Origin of the sequence: Pseudomonas sp. NY15364, assembly GCF_048068235.1 — a bacterium.
Taxonomy (GTDB): Bacteria; Pseudomonadota; Gammaproteobacteria; order Pseudomonadales; family Pseudomonadaceae; genus Aquipseudomonas; species Aquipseudomonas mendocina_D.
Genome location: NZ_JBLUPX010000001.1, coordinates 328805 through 346725, shown reverse-complemented (window position 1 = coordinate 346725; position 17921 = coordinate 328805). Strand labels below are relative to the sequence as shown.

The window sequence follows — 17921 nt, the reverse complement described above, 5'->3', positions numbered from 1 at the left end:
CATAGCCCAGCGTCAGAGCGCTTGGCAGCATATTGCCAGCACACAGACCGCCGCCAGGACGGTCGGTCGTCTGCTACACCGCGTCGCGCGGTAGCAGCAGGCCGAGCGGCAGGCGCACCCGCGCCTCCAGGCCGCCGCCGGAGCGGTTGCGCAACTCGACGCTGCCGCCATGCAGCGCCGCGATGCGCTTGACGATGGCCAGACCCAGGCCGGTGCCGCGCCCACCACGCGCCCGATCACCGCGAATGAAGGGGTTGAAGATGCTGTCCAGCTCGGCCGGATCGATACCGTTGCCACGGTCCAGCACGCTCAGCACCACATAAGGCGCGTTGTGGTCGCCGGCCAGGCTGGCGACCACCTCGACCGCATCACCACCGCCGTGATTGAGGGCGTTCTCCACCAGATTGGTCAGCAGACGCTTGGTCGAAACGCGGCGCAGCGGGAAAAGCGGGATCGGCTCGAGGCACAGACGCACGCGCTCGCCGTTCTGGTTATAGGGAGCCAGGGTTTCGCGCACCAGTTCGGAGAAGTCCAGCTCCTCCACCGGCTCGTCGCGGCCGTCGCGGATGAAGGCGAGGAACTGATCGAGAATGGCGTCCATGTCCTCGATATCGCGCACCATGTCGTCGGTCAGCTCGGTGTCGTTATCCATGAATTCCAGGGCCAGCCGCAGGCGAGTCAGCGGCGTGCGCAGATCATGAGAAACACCGGCCAGCATCAGTTCGCGTTCGCGTCCGGCCTGTTCGACGTCCTCGGCCATCTGGTTGAAGGCACGGTACACCTCGGTCATCTCGCTTGGCGTATTACCCACCGGCAAGCGCACGCTGCGCCCCTGACCAAGCTGGCGAGCCGCATAAACCAGGCGCTTGAGCGGCGCATTGAGCTGGCGCACGAAGATCCAGGCGGCGGCCGTGGACAGCAGGCCGATACCAAGGAACCAGCCAAGTACGCTCCAGATGCGTTGGCCACGCAGCGGATGCGGATACATCGGCACCCGTACCCAGCCGTCGCCAAGGCTCGGCGCGTGCACCCACAGCGCCGGCGGCGTGGTGGCTCGCACGTGGGTTTCGGTATCGGGGCCGAGTTCGGTTTGCATCTGTCGCTGGAAGATCTCGCTGTAGGGCCAGTGCTGCTCGCTGGCCGGCACCTTGTCCCGCGGGATGCGCTTGAGCCCTGCCGCCTGGGCGATATGGTCGCGATCATCGGGGTTGGCTGCCCAGTAGGCGCGCAAGGTCAGCGCTGCACCGTGGCTGTACTGGCGGTCGACCAGTACATCCTCGTTCATCATCAGGTACACCAGGGTCAGTGCCTTGGAAAACAGCACGACCACCAGCACCAGCCACAGGGTGCGGGCGAAAAAGCTTTGCGGGAACCAGTAAGGGGCTTTCATCAACACATAACCGGAGGAGCGAGCGCTGCTCGCGAAAATGTGGCTTCGATTCGCGAGCGGCGCTCGCTCCTACAGGTCACTTGTTGCCGTCGGGAACGAACACGTAACCCACACCCCAGACAGTCTGGATATAGCGCGGCTTGGACGGGTCCGGCTCGATCAGGCGACGCAGGCGGCTGATCTGCACGTCGATGGAGCGCTCCAGCGCATCCCATTCGCGGCCACGGGCCAGGTTCATCAGCTTGTCGCGGGTCAGCGGCTCGCGCGCATGCTGCACCAGCGCTTTGAGCACAGCGAACTCGCCGGTGGTGAGCATATGCACTTCCTCACCCTTCTTCAGCTCGCGGGTGGCCAGGGACAATTCGTACTCGCCGAAGCTGACGCTTTCGTCCTCGCTACCCGGCGCACCCGGCACCACCGGCGCCTGACGGCGCAGCACCGCCTTGATCCGCGCCAGCAGCTCACGCGGGTTGAAGGGTTTGGCCAGGTAGTCGTCAGCACCCAGTTCCAGGCCCTGGATACGACTGGACTCATCGCCCTTGGCGGTGAGCATGATGATCGGCATCTGGTTGCCCGCTTCGCGCAAGCGGCGGCAAGCAGAAAGGCCGTCTTCGCCCGGCAACATCAGGTCCAGCACCACCAGATTGAACAGTTCGCGCGCCAGCAGACGATCCATCTGCTCGACGTTCTCCACTGCGCGAACCCGGTAGCCCTGCTCATCGAAGAAGCGCTCGAGCAAGCGGCGCAGGCGGGCGTCGTCATCGACGATGAGGATCTTCTCGCCTTCGGCGACAGGGGCAGCGGACTGGGTCATGGCGTCTCCTTGGACAGCCGTACTGAGGACGGCAAGTGGCGGCATTATCGCTCAGGCGCATGGGTGGGCGCTTTAGCCATTGTTAGCAGATTTTTCCCCAACGGTTCGCAGCTCTCGCGAATGCGGTGTTTATAATGCGCCGCTTTCGTGCCTGGCCAGCGTCTTTGCGGCCGCCCTGTCGCTTCAGTGGGTAGTTTTCATATGGATAGCATCAACAACCGTATCGCCGATGAACTGGGCGTGCGCCCGCAACAGGTTGCCGCCGCCGTCGCTCTGCTCGACGAAGGCTCCACCGTGCCCTTCATCGCCCGTTATCGTAAAGAAGTGACCGGCAGCCTCGACGATACCCAGCTGCGCCACCTGGAAGAGCGCCTGCGCTACCTGCGCGAGCTGGACGAGCGCCGTACGGCGATCCTCGCCAGCATCGAGGAGCAGGGCAAGCTGACTCCCGAACTCAAGCGCGAGATCAACCTGGCCGACACCAAGACGCGCCTCGAAGACCTCTACCTACCGTACAAGCAAAAGCGCCGCACCAAGGGCCAGATCGCCCTGGAAGCCGGCCTCGGCGAGCTGGCCGATGCACTGTTCAACGACCCGAATCTCGCGCCCGAGCAGGAAGCCGAGCGCTTCATCGACGCCGAAAAGGGCTTCGCCGACGTCAAGGCCGTGCTCGAAGGCGCCAAGTACATCCTCATGGAGCGCTTTGCCGAAGACGCCGCGCTGCTGGACAAGCTGCGCAGCTTCCTCAAGGACAACGCCACCCTCAGTGCTCGCCTGGTGCCGGGCAAGGAAAACGAAGGCGCCAAGTTCAGCGACTACTTCGAACACGACGAAGCGCTCAAGGGCGTGCCGTCGCACCGTGCGCTGGCGATTTTCCGCGGGCGCAACGAAGGCATTCTCAGCGCCAGCCTGAAGGTCGGCGAAGAGCTGCCCGGCGCCATGCATCCGTGCGAGCTGATGATCGGCGAGCGCTTCGGTATCAGCGCGCAAGGCCGTGCCGCCGACAAGTGGCTGGCCGAGGTGGTGCGCTGGACCTGGAAGGTCAAGCTGTACAACCACCTGGAAACCGACCTGCTCGGCGAGCTGCGCGAAAAGGCCGAGGACGAGGCGATCAGCGTCTTCGCCCGCAACCTGCACGACCTGCTGCTGGCTGCCCCGGCCGGCCCGCGCGCCACCCTGGCGCTCGATCCGGGCCTGCGCACCGGCTGCAAGGTGGCGGTGGTCGACGCCACCGGCAAGGTGCTGGAAACCGCCACTGTCTACCCGCACGCGCCGCGCAACGACTGGGACGGCACCCTGGCCATCCTCGCCAAGCTCTGCGCCAAGCATGGCGTCGACCTGATCTCCATCGGCAACGGCACCGCCAGCCGCGAGACCGACAAGCTGGCCGCCGAACTGATCAAGAAAGTACCGGGCCTGAAACTGACCAAAGTGATGGTCTCCGAGGCCGGCGCCTCGGTGTACTCAGCCTCGGAACTGGCCGCCCGCGAATTCCCCGATCTCGACGTCTCCCTGCGTGGCGCAGTCAGCATCGCCCGCCGCCTGCAGGACCCGCTGGCCGAGCTGGTGAAGATCGACCCGAAATCCATCGGCGTCGGCCAATACCAGCACGACGTGTCGCAGCTCAAGCTGGCGCGTAGCCTGGACGCGGTGGTGGAAGACTGCGTGAACGCCGTCGGCGTGGATGTGAACACCGCCTCTGCCGCCCTGCTGGCACGCATCTCCGGCCTCAACGCGACCCTGGCACAGAACATCGTGCAGTACCGCGACGCCAACGGCGCCTTCGCCTCGCGCGCTGAGCTGAAGAAGGTGCCGCGTCTGGGCGAGAAGACCTTCGAACAGGCTGCAGGCTTCCTCCGCGTGATGAGCGGCGACAACCCGCTGGACGCCTCCGCGGTGCACCCGGAAACCTACCCGCTGGTTGAGCGCATCGCCCAGGACACCGGCCGCGACATCCGCTCGCTGATCGGCGATTCGAGCTTCCTCAAGCGCCTCGATCCGGCCCAGTTCACCGATGAGCGCTTCGGCCTGGTCACCGTCGGCGACATCCTCAAGGAACTCGACAAACCCGGCCGCGACCCGCGTCCGGAGTTCAAGACCGCCGAGTTCCAGGAAGGCGTGGAAACCCTCAATGACCTCAAGCTGGGCATGGTGCTCGAAGGCGTGGTGACCAACGTCACCAACTTCGGTGCATTCGTCGACATCGGCGTGCACCAGGACGGCCTGGTGCACATCAGCGCGCTGTCGGAGAAGTTCATCAAGGACCCGCACGAGGCGGTCAAGGCCGGCGACGTGGTCAAGGTCAAGGTGATGGAAGTGGACATCCCGCGTAATCGCATCGCCCTGTCCATGCGCATGGGCGATACCCCCGGCGAGAAAGTCGAAGGGGCACGTGGCGGCCAGTCGCGCGCTGGCAACCGCGGCGGCAATAGCCCACGCAGCGAACGCCATTCCAGCCAGGACAAACCGGCACCTGCCACAGGCGGCATGGCCGCCCTGTTCGCCAACGCCAAGCAGTTGAAGAAATGAATATGACCGACAACAGCGACAACGTAGGCGCCAGCAGCGCCTTTTCCCGCCTGCTCGGCCTGGAAATTCTCCAGGTCGGCGGCGGCGAGGCGCGCGTGCGCCTGACCCTCACCGACGACTTGCGCAACCTGCACGGTAAATTGCACGGCGGCGCACTGTTCTCGCTGATCGACACCGCCATGGGCCAGGCCAGCCACAGCCTGGGCGATGGCGGCCCGAGCAGCGTGACCCTGGAGTGCAAGATCAACTACATCCGCCCGGTATCCGAAGGCAGCGTGCTGTGCCATGCCAAGGTGCTACACGCCGGTCGCCGTACCCAGGTGGTCGAGGCCGAAGTGCTGCAGGGCGACAAGCTGGTCGCCAAGGCACAAGGTACCTTCGCCTGCGTGTAATCGGCGCCGCTCGTGCTGGTCTAATCTGGTAAACCGTTCGCCCCTTGCAGAGTGCAGGGGCGATCCCCATATTGTGGCGACTGCCCAGTTAGGAATTGCATCTTGAGCGATCTTCTCTCCCGCCGCCTGGCTCAGCTCGGCGAGCCGGCCAACCTGTCCCTGCTGGGTGAGTGTCTGCACGGCATCGAGCGCGAATGCCTGCGCGTCGATCGCGACGGCCAGCTGGCCCTGACCCCGCACCCTCAGACGCTGGGCTCGGCGCTGACCCATGCGCAGATCACCACCGATTATTCCGAGTCGCTGCTGGAGTTCATCACCGGCACCGCCAACGATCCGGCCGCCACCCTCGCCGAACTGGAAGACATCCACCGTTTCGCCTACGACAAGCTCGATGACGAACTGCTGTGGAGCCCGTCGATGCCCTGCCCTCTGCCGGACGAAGAGACCATCCCCATCGCTCGCTACGGCAGCTCCAACATCGGCCGCCTCAAGTACGTATACCGCAAGGGCCTGGCACTGCGTTACGGCAAGACCATGCAGTGCATCGCCGGCATTCACTACAACTTCTCCCTGCCCGAGAGGCTGTGGCAGCTGCAACAGCAGAGCGAAGGCAACGAACAGAGTGCGCGCGACTATCAGTCGGCCCGCTATATCGCCCTGATCCGCAACTTCCGTCGCTACAGCTGGCTGCTGATGTACCTGTTCGGTGCCTCGCCGGCGCTGGACAAAGGCTTCATGCGTGGCCGCCCGCACCAGCTTCAGGAACTGGACGCAGGCACCCTGTACCTGCCCTACGCCACCAGCCTGCGCATGAGCGACCTGGGCTACCAGAGCAGCGCACAGTCCGGCCTGACCCCCTGCTACAACGACCTGGCCAGCTACACCGACAGCCTGCGCCTGGCGGTGGGCACGCCCTACCCGGCCTATGTCGAGGCAGGAACCAAGCGCGGCGACGAATGGCTGCAGCTGAACACCAACATCCTGCAGATCGAGAACGAGTACTACTCGAGCATCCGCCCGAAACGCGTCACCTACAGCGGCGAGCGACCGATCCAGGCGCTGATGAGCCGTGGCGTGCAATACGTGGAAGTACGCTGCCTCGACATCAACCCCTTCCTGCCGCTGGGCATCGACGTGACGCAGGCGCGCTTCATCGACGCGTTCCTGCTGTTCTGTGCGCTGGAAGACAGCCCGCTGCTGGAGAACGGCGAGTGCAGCAGTTGCACCAGCAACTTCCTCAAAGTGGTCAAGGAGGGGCGGCGTCCCGGCCTGCACCTGCAGAAAGGTAGCCAGCAGGTAGAACTCAAAGTCTGGGCCAGCGAACTGCTTGAGCGCATCCTGCCGTTGGCCGAACTGCTCGATCGCAGCCAGGACGGCAATGCGCACGTCGAGGCCCTGGCGCAGCAGCAAGCCAAGGTCGCGGATGTGGAAATGACGCCGTCGGCACAGGTACTGGCGATTCTGCGTCAGGGCAAGAGCTTTACCGAGTTCGCCCTGCAGCAGAGCCTGCGTCACGCCGAGTACTTCCGCGCTCAGCCGCTCAGCCCACAGCAGCAGCAGGCTTTCGAACAGGCCGCGCACGACTCGCTGGCCGCGCAGGCGGAGCTGGAAACGCAGCCCACAGGCGATTTCGACGCCTTCGTCGCGGCCTATCAGGCGAGCATCCTGGCGCTGGCCGTTTAGGTCTCAACGCAGCCAGGGCCGCGCGCACCTATACGCACCCGGTAACAGCGGTGCGTGCGGCGCACTCTACGTGTCCGGTTGTACGGGCGACGAAGCGTCGACTGCGTCACAAAGCCAACCAGCGGAGCAAAAGCCAGGATGGGCGGCCACTCCCCTGGCCGCCCGGCCAGCTAGCATTGCCGGGTAAAGGACGATAGACGAGCAGCGCCCATGGCCGATGACGCCACGCCGCAATGGAGCCTGGAGAGCCTGACCAAGGCCTACCAGCAAGGCTATATGGCCGGCCTCACCGGCCAAGCCCGAACCCGCCAGCCCTACCTGGACGAAATCCCCGCAGCAGCGTGGGAAGCCGGCTGGGACGACGGCTTCGAGCAGATGCGCCTGCAGCAGCACAGCGCCTGACACTCTGAACGCATTGTGGGAGGGGCTTTAGCCGCGACTGATTCATCGCTCGCGGCTAAAGCCCCTCCCACTCATTACATTTGTCTTCCTACAACGTCTTCTCGAACACCTTCGAATTGCGCTGGTAGTTGTACAGCGACGCCCGCGCGGTGGGCATGCGCTCGACGCTGCTCGGCTCGAAGCCGCGTTCGCGGAACCAGTGGGCGGTGCGGGTGGTGAGCACGAACAGGGTCTTGATCCCCTGCGCCCGCGCCCTGGCCTCGATGCGCTTGAGCAATTCGTCACCACGACCGCCGTGACGGTAGTCGGGGTTGACCGCCAGGCAGGCCAGTACGGCGCTGATCACCGCCTCCTGGCCAGGACGCAGACGATCGAAACCAAAGACACGCTTGAGGGTAGACATGAGCTGTCACTCCATTGACCGCTGAATGATACGTGACCATAGCGCGGCCTATGCACGATGACCAAGCGCTCATATGACTGCATCACTCGCCGGTTTGCTGGTGGTCAGCAGCGCTGGATCGCCCGCAAGCGGGCTCCTACACAAACCTTGCCTTTCAACACCTGCACACCCAAAGAGCAGTGAAAATTAGCCACGCCGAAGATTTCCCACAGATGCGACGACACCTATAGGAGCCGGCTTGCCGGCGATCAGCAGCAACGGATCAGCGTCTGCAATGCCGCTGTGACGAAGTGCCGATGCAGTGATGAATAGTGTTGGCCGACCAGCCCCAGCTGATTACACTCACCGGCCAGTCAATCAGGCCCGCCGAACCATGCCACAAGCCAGCCACCCGCTCGAACGTTCTCTCGTCGCCGCCGCCCTACTGGTACTGGTCTGGCTACCCCTGCCGCTAGGCAGCAATCGCGATTGGGCCGTCGGTATTCTGCTCGTGCTGGTTGGCTCCCTGACCGCTCTTTGGGCCTTCGCCCACCTGCGCGGCAAACTCAGTGCGGACGTCCAGCAACTGCCCAAAGCAGCCCTGCCCATGTTCGGCCTGCTGCTGCTGACGCAAGCCTGGATCGCGGTGCAATGGCTGGCCGGCCTCAGCGTCGACAACGGCGCAACCTTCCAGTACCTGATGCTAGGCATCGCCTACTGCTTGCTGTTCCTGCTGACCATCAACCTGTTCAATACCCGCAAACGCCTGACCCTGCTGCTCGCAACCCTGGTTATCAGCGGTACCCTGCAGGCCTTCTGGGGCGCCTTCAGTACGCTTGCGGGTATCGAGTGGCTGCTGGTCGGCCCGAAGACCAGCTACTTCGGCGATGCCACCGGTACCTTCGTCAACCGCAACCACCTGGCCGGCTACCTGGAAATGACCCTGGCCTGCGGCATCGGCCTGCTGATGGCACTGCGCGACAACCGCCCCTTCCAGTGGCGCAACCTGCTCGAACTGCTGATGGGCCCCAAGGCACGCCTGCGTCTGGCGCTGGTGATCATGGTCATCGCCCTGGTCATGACTCACTCGCGCATGGGCAACGCCGCCTTCTTCGCCAGCCTGTTGCTGGTGGGCGGCCTGTTCGTGCTGATCGAGAAAGAGCACCGCCTGCGCAACAGCCTGATCCTCGCCAGCCTGATCGTCATCGACGTGTTGGTGGTCAGCCAGTACTTCGGCCTGGAAAAACTCAAGGATCGCCTAACCAACACCCGCCTGAACGACGTCGTGGTCAACGGCGAAGTGGTGCAACAGGCCAACGAACTGCGTGGCGACGTGTATGGCTACTCCATGCCATTGCTGATGGAGCGCCCGCTCACCGGCCAGGGTGCCGGCAGCTTCGAAGCGGTGTTCCCCAAGTATCCGGGCGAAGACATCCGCCTGCACTTCGACCACACCCACAACGACTACCTGCAATTCATCATCGAGTTCGGCCTGATCGGCACCCTGCCACTGGCAGCCTTCATCCTTCTGGCGCTGTGGCACGCGCTAAAGGCGCTGTGGAAACGTGAATCGATCTACCGCAGCGGCGTGGGCTTTGGTGCCGCCATGGGCATCATCGCCCTGCTGATCCATTCCAGCACCGACTTCAACCTGCAGATCCCGGCCAACGCCGCGACCCTGGTGGTGCTCTGCGCCATCGCCGTACTGGCCGGCAGCCACAGCAAAGAGCGCAAACGGAAGGCGCGGCAAGACTGAGCCGCTGGGGGCGGGGGGGATCAGTGAAGTTTGCGGTGCCGGACTTGGCCTGGACCGACGGACTGATCGCTTCGCTGCAAGCGGTCGGCGTCTCGATCCACCCGACGAAGCTCTGCGCCTCATCCGGGAGCCTGTCGTCGTGTAGGAGCGGCTTCAGCCGCGAATGGTTCGGTACCCTGCCCGCCCTCAATTCGCGGCTGAAGCCGCTCCCACAGAAACTCCTGACGCCAAGGCTGCTTGCAACAACCAACTCGTACGCAAGCCTTTCAGCCAGGCAAGCAGAGAGGCAGGAGCTTTTGTAGCCCGGATGCAATCCGGGAAAACCGGCCCCTCCTACGCGCTCGGCACAAAGCGCCGCCACATACCGTTCAACACCAGCCAGCCCACCAACGCCAGCAACACGCCCAGCAGGTTGGCCAGCGCATCCTCGACACTGAAATGCCGGCTTGGCTGCAGGTAATGCTGCAGCCACTCCGACAAGGGCGCCAACAGCAGCAGCACGCCCCACAGCAGCCAGCCAGGCGCTCGCAGAAACGCCAGGCGGGCGCTCAGGGACAGCGCGCCGAACGCCAGCAGGTGCAGGACCTTGTCCGAGTCATCGAACAGGTCCGGCGGCGACTCCGGGCGGAACAGACCGTAGCCGAGCAGAGCGCAGCAGACGAGGAACAGGCAGAGCTTCAATCCAGGCTCCCACCGATCTCTGCCAGCAACTCGGCGGTCTTCGTCTGCATCAACACCTCATCCGCGCGGCTTTCCACGTTCAAGCGGATCACCGGCTCGGTATTAGAGGCCCGCAGGTTGAAACGCCAGTCGGCAAAGGCCACGCTCAGGCCATCGGTGTAGTCCACCAGCAGGGCGTCCTCGGCATACAGGCCCTCGATACGGGCCAGCACGGCCGGCGCGTCGTCGACCTTGAGGTTGATCTCGCCGGAGGACGGGAAGGCACGGATACGCTCGCCCACCAGGCTGGACAGCGACTGCTGACGGGTGGAGATCAACTCGACCACCAGCAGCCAGGGAATCATGCCGCTGTCGCAGTAGGCGAAGTCGCGGAAATAGTGATGGGCGCTCATCTCGCCACCATAGATGGCGTTCACCTCGCGCATCTTCTCCTTGATGAAAGCATGCCCGGCCTTGCACTGCACCGGCTCGCCGCCACTGCTCTCGACGATATCCAGGGTGTTCCAGACCAGCCGCGGGTCATGGATAATGCGCGCGCCGGCCTCCTTGCGCAGGAAAGCCTCGGCCAGCAGGCCGACGATGTAATAGCCCTCGATGAACTGGCCCTGCTCGTCGAACAGGAAGCAGCGGTCGAAGTCGCCATCCCAGGCGATCCCCAGGTCGGCGCCATGGGCCAGCACCGCATCGCGGGTCGCCGCGCGATTGGCCTCCAGCATCGGGTTGGGAATACCGTTGGGGAAGCTTCCATCCGGCTGGTGATGCACCTTGATGAACTCGAAGGGCACACCACGGGCCTGCAGCGCCGCCTCGATGGCATCCAGCGCCGGACCGGCGGCGCCATTGCCGGCATTGACCACCAGCTTGAGCGGCTTGAGCGCGGCGCAGTCGACATAGGACAGCAGATGCTCGACAAAGGCCGCCCGGCAATCCACCTCGCGCAGCTCTCCCGGTACCTCGGCGGGTGCGGCGAACTCGGCCCGCTCGGCCAGTTGGCGAATCTGCTCCAAGCCGGTGTCCCGGCTGATCGGCTGCGCGCCCTGGCGCACCAACTTGAAGCCGTTGTAGTCGATGGGGTTGTGCGAAGCCGTGACCTCGATGCCGCCATCGGCGCCCAGATGCCAGGTGGCGAAATACACCTCCTCGGTACCGGTCATGCCGAGATCCAGCACGGTCACACCGGCCTCGCGCAGGCCACGGGCCAGGGCCGCCTTCAGCGCCGGCGAAGTCTCGCGGATATCGCCCCCGAGCACCACGGTGCGCGGCTGCAGCCACTCGGCATAGGCACGGGCGATGCGGTAAGCGATGTCCTCGTTCAGCTCGGCACCGAGCTGGCCGCGGATGTCATAGGCTTTGAAACAGGTCAGGGTGGTCATATTCCATCCTTAGAAGTGAAAAGGGGCAGAAGTTCCTGCCCATGAAAAAGTCGTGCCCGCACACGGGCTGTTGGTCGGCTCGTATAGGGCCAACACGAAGACGCCGGTCCTTGTAGGAGCGAATTTATTCGCGAACGGGCGGGCACCGCACCCCATCGAGTCAGCAACAATGGTCCGCCCAGGACAGGCAGGGGCCCGGCAAGCTCCTTACAACCCCTGCTGGTACAGATGCTCGAAGCAGAAATTGGTCGCCTCGATATAACCCTCGGCACTGCCGCAATCGAAACGCCGGCCCTTGAACTTGTAGGCCAGCACGCAACCACTCTGCGCCTGCTTCATCAACGCATCGGTAATCTGGATCTCGCCGCCCTTGCCCGGTTCGGTATCGCGGATCAGGTCGAAAATGTCCGGCGTCAGGATATAGCGGCCGATGATCGCCAGGTTCGACGGCGCCTCCTCCGCCTTGGGCTTCTCCACCATGCTGTTGACGCGGAAGATGTCGTCGCGGATCGGCTCGCCGGCGATCACCCCGTACTTGTGGATCTGCTCGCGCGGCACTTCCTGCACGGCCACGATGGAGCAGCGGAACTGCTTGTACAGCTGCACCATCTGCGCCAGCACCCCGTCACCGCCCAGGTTCAGGCACAGGTCGTCGGCCAGCACCACGGCGAAGGGCTCGTCGCCGATCAGCGGCTGGCCGCAGAGAATCGCATGGCCCAGGCCCTTCATCTCCACCTGGCGGGTGTAGGAGAAGGTGCACTGGTCGATCAGCTCGCGGGTGCCGGCCAGGTACTTCTCCTTATCGGTGCCGCTGATCTGGTGCTCCAGCTCGTAGCTGATATCGAAGTGATCCTCCAGCGCGCGCTTGCCGCGGCCGGTGACCACCGCCATATGCTGCAGGCCGGCATCGCGCGCCTCCTCGACGCCGTACTGGATCAGCGGCTTGTTGACGATGGGCAGCATCTCCTTGGGCATGGCCTTGGTGGCCGGGAGAAAACGGGTGCCGTAACCGGCGGCGGGGAACAGGCATTTGCGGATCATGATGAGTCCCTATCAATGAAAATGCGCCGCAGCGCATAGATGAAAAAATCGTGTAGGAGCGAGCTTGCTCGCGATCAAAACGGCATCCCACCAAAAGCAGATGGTTACTGCGCGTACCCCTGCGGGTTAGCCGACTGCCAACGCCAGGTATCGGCCATCATCTCCGCCAGGCCGCGCTCGGCTTTCCAGCCTAACTCACGAGCAGCCTTCGCCGGGTCGGCCCAGCATTCGGCGATATCGCCGGGGCGCCGTGGGGAAATGCGATAAGGCACGGGTTGGCCACTGGCCTGCTCGAAGGCCCGAATCATCTGCAGCACGCTGTAGCCGGTACCAGTGCCCAGATTCCAGACATTCACACCGCCTTGCGCAGCTATCGCCTGCAGTGCTTTCAGATGACCAGCGGCCAGGTCGACCACATGGATGTAATCGCGTACACCGGTGCCATCCTGGGTCGCATAGTCATTGCCAAATACCGACAACTCGCGCAGCTTGCCGATGGCCACCTGGCTGATATAGGGCAGCAGGTTGTTGGGTATGCCGTTGGGATCTTCACCAATCAGCCCGCTCGGGTGTGCCCCTACCGGGTTGAAATAGCGCAGCAGGGCGATGCTCCAGCGCGGGTCGGAGGCCGCCAGATCGCGCAGCATCTCCTCGACCATCAGCTTGGAACGACCATACGGATTGATCGGCACGCCGGTGGGGAAATCCTCGCGGATCGGCATCCGCTCAGGCTCGCCGTAAACGGTGGCCGAGGAGCTGAACACCAGGCGGAACACCCCGGCCGCGGCCATGGCCTGGCACAGTGTCACGCTACCAGCGACATTGTTCTCGTAATAGGCCAGCGGCTCGCGCACGCTCTCGCCGACCGCCTTGAGGCCAGCAAAGTGCAGTACCGCGCGGATTCGCTGCGAGGCAAACAGCTCATCGAGCAGGGCACGGTCACGAATATCGCCCTCGACGAAGATCGGCGCCTTGCCACAAATCCCCTCGATCCGGCGCAGCGACTCGGCCGAGCTGTTGCACAGGTTGTCCAGCACCACCACTTCGAAGCCGGCTTCCAGCAGGGCCAGGGTGGTGTGCGAACCGATATAGCCGGCGCCGCCGGTTACCAGGATTTTTTCAGTCACAGTGATACATCCATATCAGCAAAAGGGTATTCCCACGTCACCTTAGTCAGTAGGTCAGGTGGGGGCCTCAGATTTCGAGATGCCGAGGCCTGTTGGGAAGAATTCGATCAAGGGCCGCATCCGGCAGCAGGAAGCAGTCTCTCATGGAGCTGGCCAGAGCATCTCTCCAGTCGAGATGCACCGGCAGATCGCGGCCCTCGTTAAGGTGGGCCTTATCGAGGCCGTGGAAGCTGCCCAACATCCGTCCCCCCTTCACGCTGCCGCCAGCCAGCAGCAGGAGGCCACCATGGCCATGGTCGGTACCGCCCGTTCCGTTTTCGCGGACGGTGCGACCGAACTCACTGCATACCAGCACGCGAGTTCTGCGCCACTCGATATCACCCAACTCCCTGCGCAGGGTGACAATTCCCGTGCTCAGGGTTGTCAGGGCTCGAGAGAGGACGGCCTCCTGGTTGGCATGGGTATCGAAGCCACCCACATCGACGAATGCCAGGTTGAACCTCGGGGTACGGCGCAACACTCGCCCCATGTCCTGCGCCACCTTCACAAAGCCGGAAACGGTTGCCGCACCCCGGTCGGATGAGGGCTCCATTCCACCTTCGGCCAGGGCAGCGGCAATGGCTGCTTCGGTCGCGATCGCCTGCTCCAGGGCAGTACCCGTGAGCTCGCCTGCATGGGCCCGGCGCACGGCTTCGAGAAGGCGGCCGGATGGCAGCTGGAAACGGCCTGTGTCGAGTTGGGCAACGTCGGGCATCGTCGGGCCCTGAAATGCCAGGGGGACCTCGCCGGTGAAGCTGATTGCCCCCGGCTCCCCGCCCAGCTCGCTGGCTGCTCGCGACATGAAGCCGGATGTTCCCCGACTGAGCCCGTTGCCCAGCTCGAAGATGTCCTGGGCCTGGAAATGGCTGCGACTGGTATCGATGGTTCCGGCACAGGGAGCAAACGCCAGTTCGCCGGAACGGTAGAGATCGGCCAGTGGAGTACAGGCCGGATGAGCGACAAAACCGCTATCGCCCAAGGGAATACCACGGTCGAGAACCGTGCGGGACAGGCTGGGTCTGAGGCTGGCGAACTGTGGATCTGCGACCGGTGAGAAGGCGAACAGCCCGTCCAGGCCCCCTCGCAAGAAGATGACCAGCAGGCGGCCTGTTTCCTCCTCAGAGCTTTCCCAGGCCCAGGCCCGGCCCAGCGATAGACCACCCAAGGCCAGTGCGGCCTTGATGAATGCACGACGATCAAGTGACATCTCAGCGCCTCATGAACTCGGGTGAGGTCAGTAGAACCGTACTCTGTTCTGCAGGTGACAGGCCCACGAGCGAGCGCAGGGTATTCATGCGTGTAGCGCCGAGCATCGCCTCGATCCGCTGCGGGTCGGCCTTGCAGGCCGATTTCTGCTCGCCCTTCCCGGAGACGCTGGGCGCGAAATTCACCTTGCCCGAAGCTGCCTCTCTGGCGAAGCGGATGCGTTTGTCCATCGCAATCGGAGACAGCCAGTCGATCTCCTGCGTGCCATAGCCATCGGGTGTGCGCCGCCGCATTGGCAGTTGCCCCATCATTCGAGCGCTCACTAACAGCGCCTGAGCGTTGGTGATGGGGTGGTCTCCGCAAACGGCCCGGGCGACCGACAACACGTAATCGAGAGGCTCCTTGAACTTTTTCGGTGCCTTCAGGGATGCTTGGAAATCCGGTGACTCGATCAGGGCAAAAAGGGTGGCTGAAATACGACCGCCACTCTCCCGAAAGGCTTCGGCCATGGCGGCAACTACTTCTTCTGCCGGCTCGTCATCGAGAAAGCGTTGGGCCAGCTTGGTAGCGATATGCCTGGCCGTCGAGGGGTGCGTGGCCATCAGGTGCAAGGCGCGCTCGACTTCAGCCAGGCCTCGACCGTCTGGGAAGTCGGTATCGAGAAAGCGTTTGCTGCCGAAGTCATGCCGGCGTGGGTCGAAGAGAAAATATCCACGGCGTACCGCCCCGGCTTGCGCCAGCTTCTCGGAGGAAGCATCGGCGCGGAAGATACCCGCGCCAGTGATGATGCGTGCGAGTTCCTGCACGTCCTGCTGCTCGTAGCCACCGTCGACACCCAGGGTATGCAGCTCCAGCAGCTCGCGGGCAAGGTTCTCGTTGATACCCAACTGCCTGCCCCTACCGTTGCGCTTGGCCTGGCGGGCGGCCTGGGAGTCCGGCGCCACCGACTGCTGATTGTCGAGGTAGATCTGCATCGCCGGGTGGAAGAAGCTGGCGCGGAGCAGAGCCTCGAATAAGTCAGTACGCATCGCTTCGGCCAGGCTGCGAACATAGTCGTCGACCAGGAGGTCGTTCGGCCCCTTGCCGGCGAACACGGAGAAGTGATTGAGCCAGAACGACAGCAAAGCCTCGTGGCCAGGATTATCGCCGTTGGCCATGACTAGAAGGCGGGCCTTGACCTGTGCGCTGCCGTTCTCGCTGATCTTCCTGCGCACGTTCAGGCGCTCTGCTGGAGCCACTGAGGACGAAAAGGCGCTACCGCCCGGACCGTAGATGCTCCAGAGCGATTCCAGCGATCCGCGGCCAAGCGCGTCCAGTGCGGTAGCGACCTCCGGCGGCAGCGTCGAGCCTTGTGCAATCGCCCGATCCAGAAAGTGGAGCGGTGTTTTGCCGGCGGTCACGGAGAGCGTTTCCGGTGTTGCTCCGTAGCCGAAGCGAGCCAGCATGGCCCTGGCCTGCGTTTCGCTCATTGGCTGGTCCAACACAAGCGGGCTGGCGGATACCGTCATCGCATGCAACCCGAGCACGGCCGTCGACAGTCGGAGGAGATGCAGGAAGTTCAGCTTCATCAGGTTTTGATACTACCTTCGCGCCTGTGTCGGGCAGGCCCAAGACAAAGGCGTTCCATGCGGAAAGACCGGGCTCTCCCGACATGTGCGACGATTCGCCTCATGTCGGAAGCCACCCCAGCGCTCAGTCAGCTAGCCCAGACGAAGAAATGCGGATTGAGATATTCCGCCTTGGTGTTGTAGAGCAGGGGCTGATCTTCAGCATTCAGCACCTGGCCTCCAGCCTCCAGCACCACCGCATGGGCTGCCGCCGTATCCCACTCGCAGGTCGGCCCCAGGCGTGGATACACATGTGCAGTACCGTCGGCGACCAGGCACAGTTTCAGCGAGCTACCCATGGAGACCAGCTCGTGCTCGCCGAGTTCCGCCAGCCACTCGGCCATACCTTCGCCGGCATGCGAACGGCTGCCAACCACGCGCCAGACTTCGCCCTCGCTACGAGCATTTACAGCGATGGAGTTGGCCGCTGACAGTTGCGGGTCATTGGCATCCAGGAGCACTTGCTGGTGCCAGGCGCCGAGACCACTTGCAGCGCTGAACAGTCGGCCTAGGGCCGGCGCAAAAACCACGCCCAGCGCCGGCTGGTTGTGCTCGATCAGGGCGATGTTCACCGTGAACTCGCCATTACGCTTGATGAACTCCTTGGTGCCATCCAGCGGGTCGATCAGCCAGTAGCGTTCCCAGGCCTGACGGGTTTCCCACGGGATGTCTGCCGACTCTTCGGACAGCACCGGGATGTCCGGGGTCATTCGCTGCAGACCGTCTACCAGGATCCGATGGGAAGCGAGGTCGGCCTCGGTCAGGGGGCTGGCGTCGGCCTTGGTTTCGCTGGTGAAGTCACGAGCGTAGATGGCCATAATCGCCTGGCCGGCCTCGCAGGCCAGCAGGCGGGCTTGTTCGAGAGCGGATTGCATCGTCATTGCGCTCATTGCAGATAACCTTCGCTGCGCAGATAGTCCAGCAGTTGCTGCACCATCTCCTGGGGCGACTTGTTCGCCGTATTCAGATGAATTTCCGGGTTGGCCGGAGCTTCATAGGCGGAATCAATGCCGGTGAAATTGCTGATCAGGCCGGCGCGTGCCTTCTTGTACAGCCCTTTGGGGTCGCGACGCTCGCACTCCTCCAGCGCAGTATCGACGAAGACCTCGATGAACTCGCCTTCATCGACCAGGGCTCGGGCTATATCGCGATCGCGCTGGAACGGCGAGATGAACGCGGTTATGACAATCAAGCCGGCATCAACGAACAGCTTCGAGACCTCTGCGACCCGGCGAATGTTCTCGACCCGGTCGTCGTCGCTGAAACCAAGATCCTTGTTCAGCCCATGGCGCATGTTGTCGCCATCGAGGAGATAGGTATGGGCACCAAGCCGGATCAGTTCGGCTTCAAGTGCGTTGGAGATGGTGGACTTGCCCGAGCCGCTCAGGCCGGTGAACCAGATGATGCAGGGCTTCTGCCCTTTGCATTCGGCGCGTTGCACCTTGTTTACCGAGAGGCTTTGCCACACTACGTTGTCAGTCATCGGCTGAGTCCGTTCT

16 protein-coding genes are annotated in these 17921 nt (G+C 63.6%); 5 read left to right on the top strand and 11 right to left on the bottom strand.

Annotated features, from left to right (window positions below; translation table 11 throughout):
* Positions 1-73: 73 nt before the first annotated feature.
* Together ACNFCJ_RS01660 and ompR are read right to left on the bottom strand one after the other, a co-directional pair.
* Entirely contained in the window at positions 74-1390 is a 1317-nt protein-coding gene (locus ACNFCJ_RS01660; RefSeq protein ID WP_416769402.1) for an ATP-binding protein, read from the bottom strand.
* Between the two features lie 76 nt (positions 1391-1466).
* Positions 1467-2204 (bottom strand): two-component system response regulator OmpR, encoded by a 738-nt coding sequence (gene ompR / locus ACNFCJ_RS01655; protein ID WP_106733612.1) that lies wholly within the window; start codon positions 2202-2204, stop codon positions 1467-1469.
* Between the two features lie 201 nt (positions 2205-2405).
* Between ompR and ACNFCJ_RS01650 the strand changes: the two genes are divergently transcribed.
* From ACNFCJ_RS01650 to rmf, 4 genes are all read left to right on the top strand, one after another.
* Positions 2406-4733 (top strand): Tex family protein, encoded by a 2328-nt coding sequence (locus ACNFCJ_RS01650; protein WP_179575234.1) that lies wholly within the window; start codon positions 2406-2408, stop codon positions 4731-4733.
* Positions 4730-5125 carry a PaaI family thioesterase gene (locus ACNFCJ_RS01645; RefSeq protein ID WP_416769400.1) on the top strand — a complete coding sequence of 132 codons (396 nt, stop codon included), beginning with the start codon at positions 4730-4732 and terminating at the stop codon, positions 5123-5125. The genes ACNFCJ_RS01650 and ACNFCJ_RS01645 overlap by 4 nt, the downstream gene beginning before the upstream one ends.
* Before the next feature lie 102 nt (positions 5126-5227).
* Complete coding sequence (gene gshA, locus ACNFCJ_RS01640) at positions 5228-6808, top strand: glutamate--cysteine ligase (protein ID WP_416769398.1); 1581 nt, start codon at positions 5228-5230, stop codon at positions 6806-6808.
* 210 nt (positions 6809-7018) lie between these two features.
* A complete protein-coding gene (rmf, locus tag ACNFCJ_RS01635) occupies positions 7019-7210 on the top strand; it encodes a ribosome modulation factor (protein WP_416769396.1) in 192 nt (63 codons plus the stop codon).
* Positions 7211-7298: 88 nt separating this feature from the next.
* Here the strand turns inward: rmf and ACNFCJ_RS01630 are convergent, their stop codons facing one another.
* Positions 7299-7613 (bottom strand): GNAT family N-acetyltransferase, encoded by a 315-nt coding sequence (locus tag ACNFCJ_RS01630; protein WP_416769394.1) that lies wholly within the window; start codon positions 7611-7613, stop codon positions 7299-7301.
* A 373-nt stretch (positions 7614-7986) separates the two neighbouring features.
* On the opposite strand from ACNFCJ_RS01630, the gene ACNFCJ_RS01625 reads away from it, so the two are divergent.
* A complete protein-coding gene (locus ACNFCJ_RS01625) occupies positions 7987-9348 on the top strand; it encodes an O-antigen ligase family protein (RefSeq protein WP_416769392.1) in 1362 nt (453 codons plus the stop codon).
* Positions 9349-9681: 333 nt separating this feature from the next.
* Here ACNFCJ_RS01625 and ACNFCJ_RS01620 read toward each other — a convergent pair whose 3' ends face one another.
* The 8 genes from ACNFCJ_RS01620 to cysC form a co-directional block, all read right to left on the bottom strand.
* On the bottom strand, positions 9682-10029 hold the full coding sequence (locus ACNFCJ_RS01620; RefSeq protein WP_416769390.1) for a VanZ family protein: 348 nt from the start codon (positions 10027-10029) through the stop codon (positions 9682-9684).
* Entirely contained in the window at positions 10026-11402 is a 1377-nt protein-coding gene (locus ACNFCJ_RS01615) for a phosphomannomutase CpsG (RefSeq protein WP_416769388.1), read from the bottom strand. Before ACNFCJ_RS01615 ends, ACNFCJ_RS01620 begins: the two co-directional genes overlap by 4 nt.
* 207 nt (positions 11403-11609) lie before the next feature.
* Entirely contained in the window at positions 11610-12443 is an 834-nt protein-coding gene (gene galU, locus ACNFCJ_RS01610; protein WP_416769386.1) for a UTP--glucose-1-phosphate uridylyltransferase GalU, read from the bottom strand.
* A gap of 104 nt (positions 12444-12547) precedes the next feature.
* On the bottom strand, positions 12548-13570 hold the full coding sequence (galE, locus tag ACNFCJ_RS01605) for a UDP-glucose 4-epimerase GalE (protein WP_416769385.1): 1023 nt from the start codon (positions 13568-13570) through the stop codon (positions 12548-12550).
* 67 nt (positions 13571-13637) lie between these two features.
* A complete protein-coding gene (locus tag ACNFCJ_RS01600) occupies positions 13638-14816 on the bottom strand; it encodes a DUF1501 domain-containing protein (RefSeq protein ID WP_416769383.1) in 1179 nt (392 codons plus the stop codon).
* A gap of 1 nt (position 14817) precedes the next feature.
* Complete coding sequence (locus ACNFCJ_RS01595; RefSeq protein WP_416769381.1) at positions 14818-16383, bottom strand: DUF1800 domain-containing protein; 1566 nt, start codon at positions 16381-16383, stop codon at positions 14818-14820.
* Between the two features lie 128 nt (positions 16384-16511).
* The gene (gene cysQ / locus ACNFCJ_RS01590) at positions 16512-17303 is read right to left on the bottom strand and encodes a 3'(2'),5'-bisphosphate nucleotidase CysQ (RefSeq protein WP_416769380.1); all 792 of its coding nucleotides are present in this window, start codon (positions 17301-17303) and stop codon (positions 16512-16514) included.
* Between the two features lie 5 nt (positions 17304-17308).
* On the bottom strand, positions 17309-17905 hold the full coding sequence (gene cysC, locus ACNFCJ_RS01585; protein WP_416769378.1) for an adenylyl-sulfate kinase: 597 nt from the start codon (positions 17903-17905) through the stop codon (positions 17309-17311).
* Positions 17906-17921: the final 16 nt, after the last annotated feature.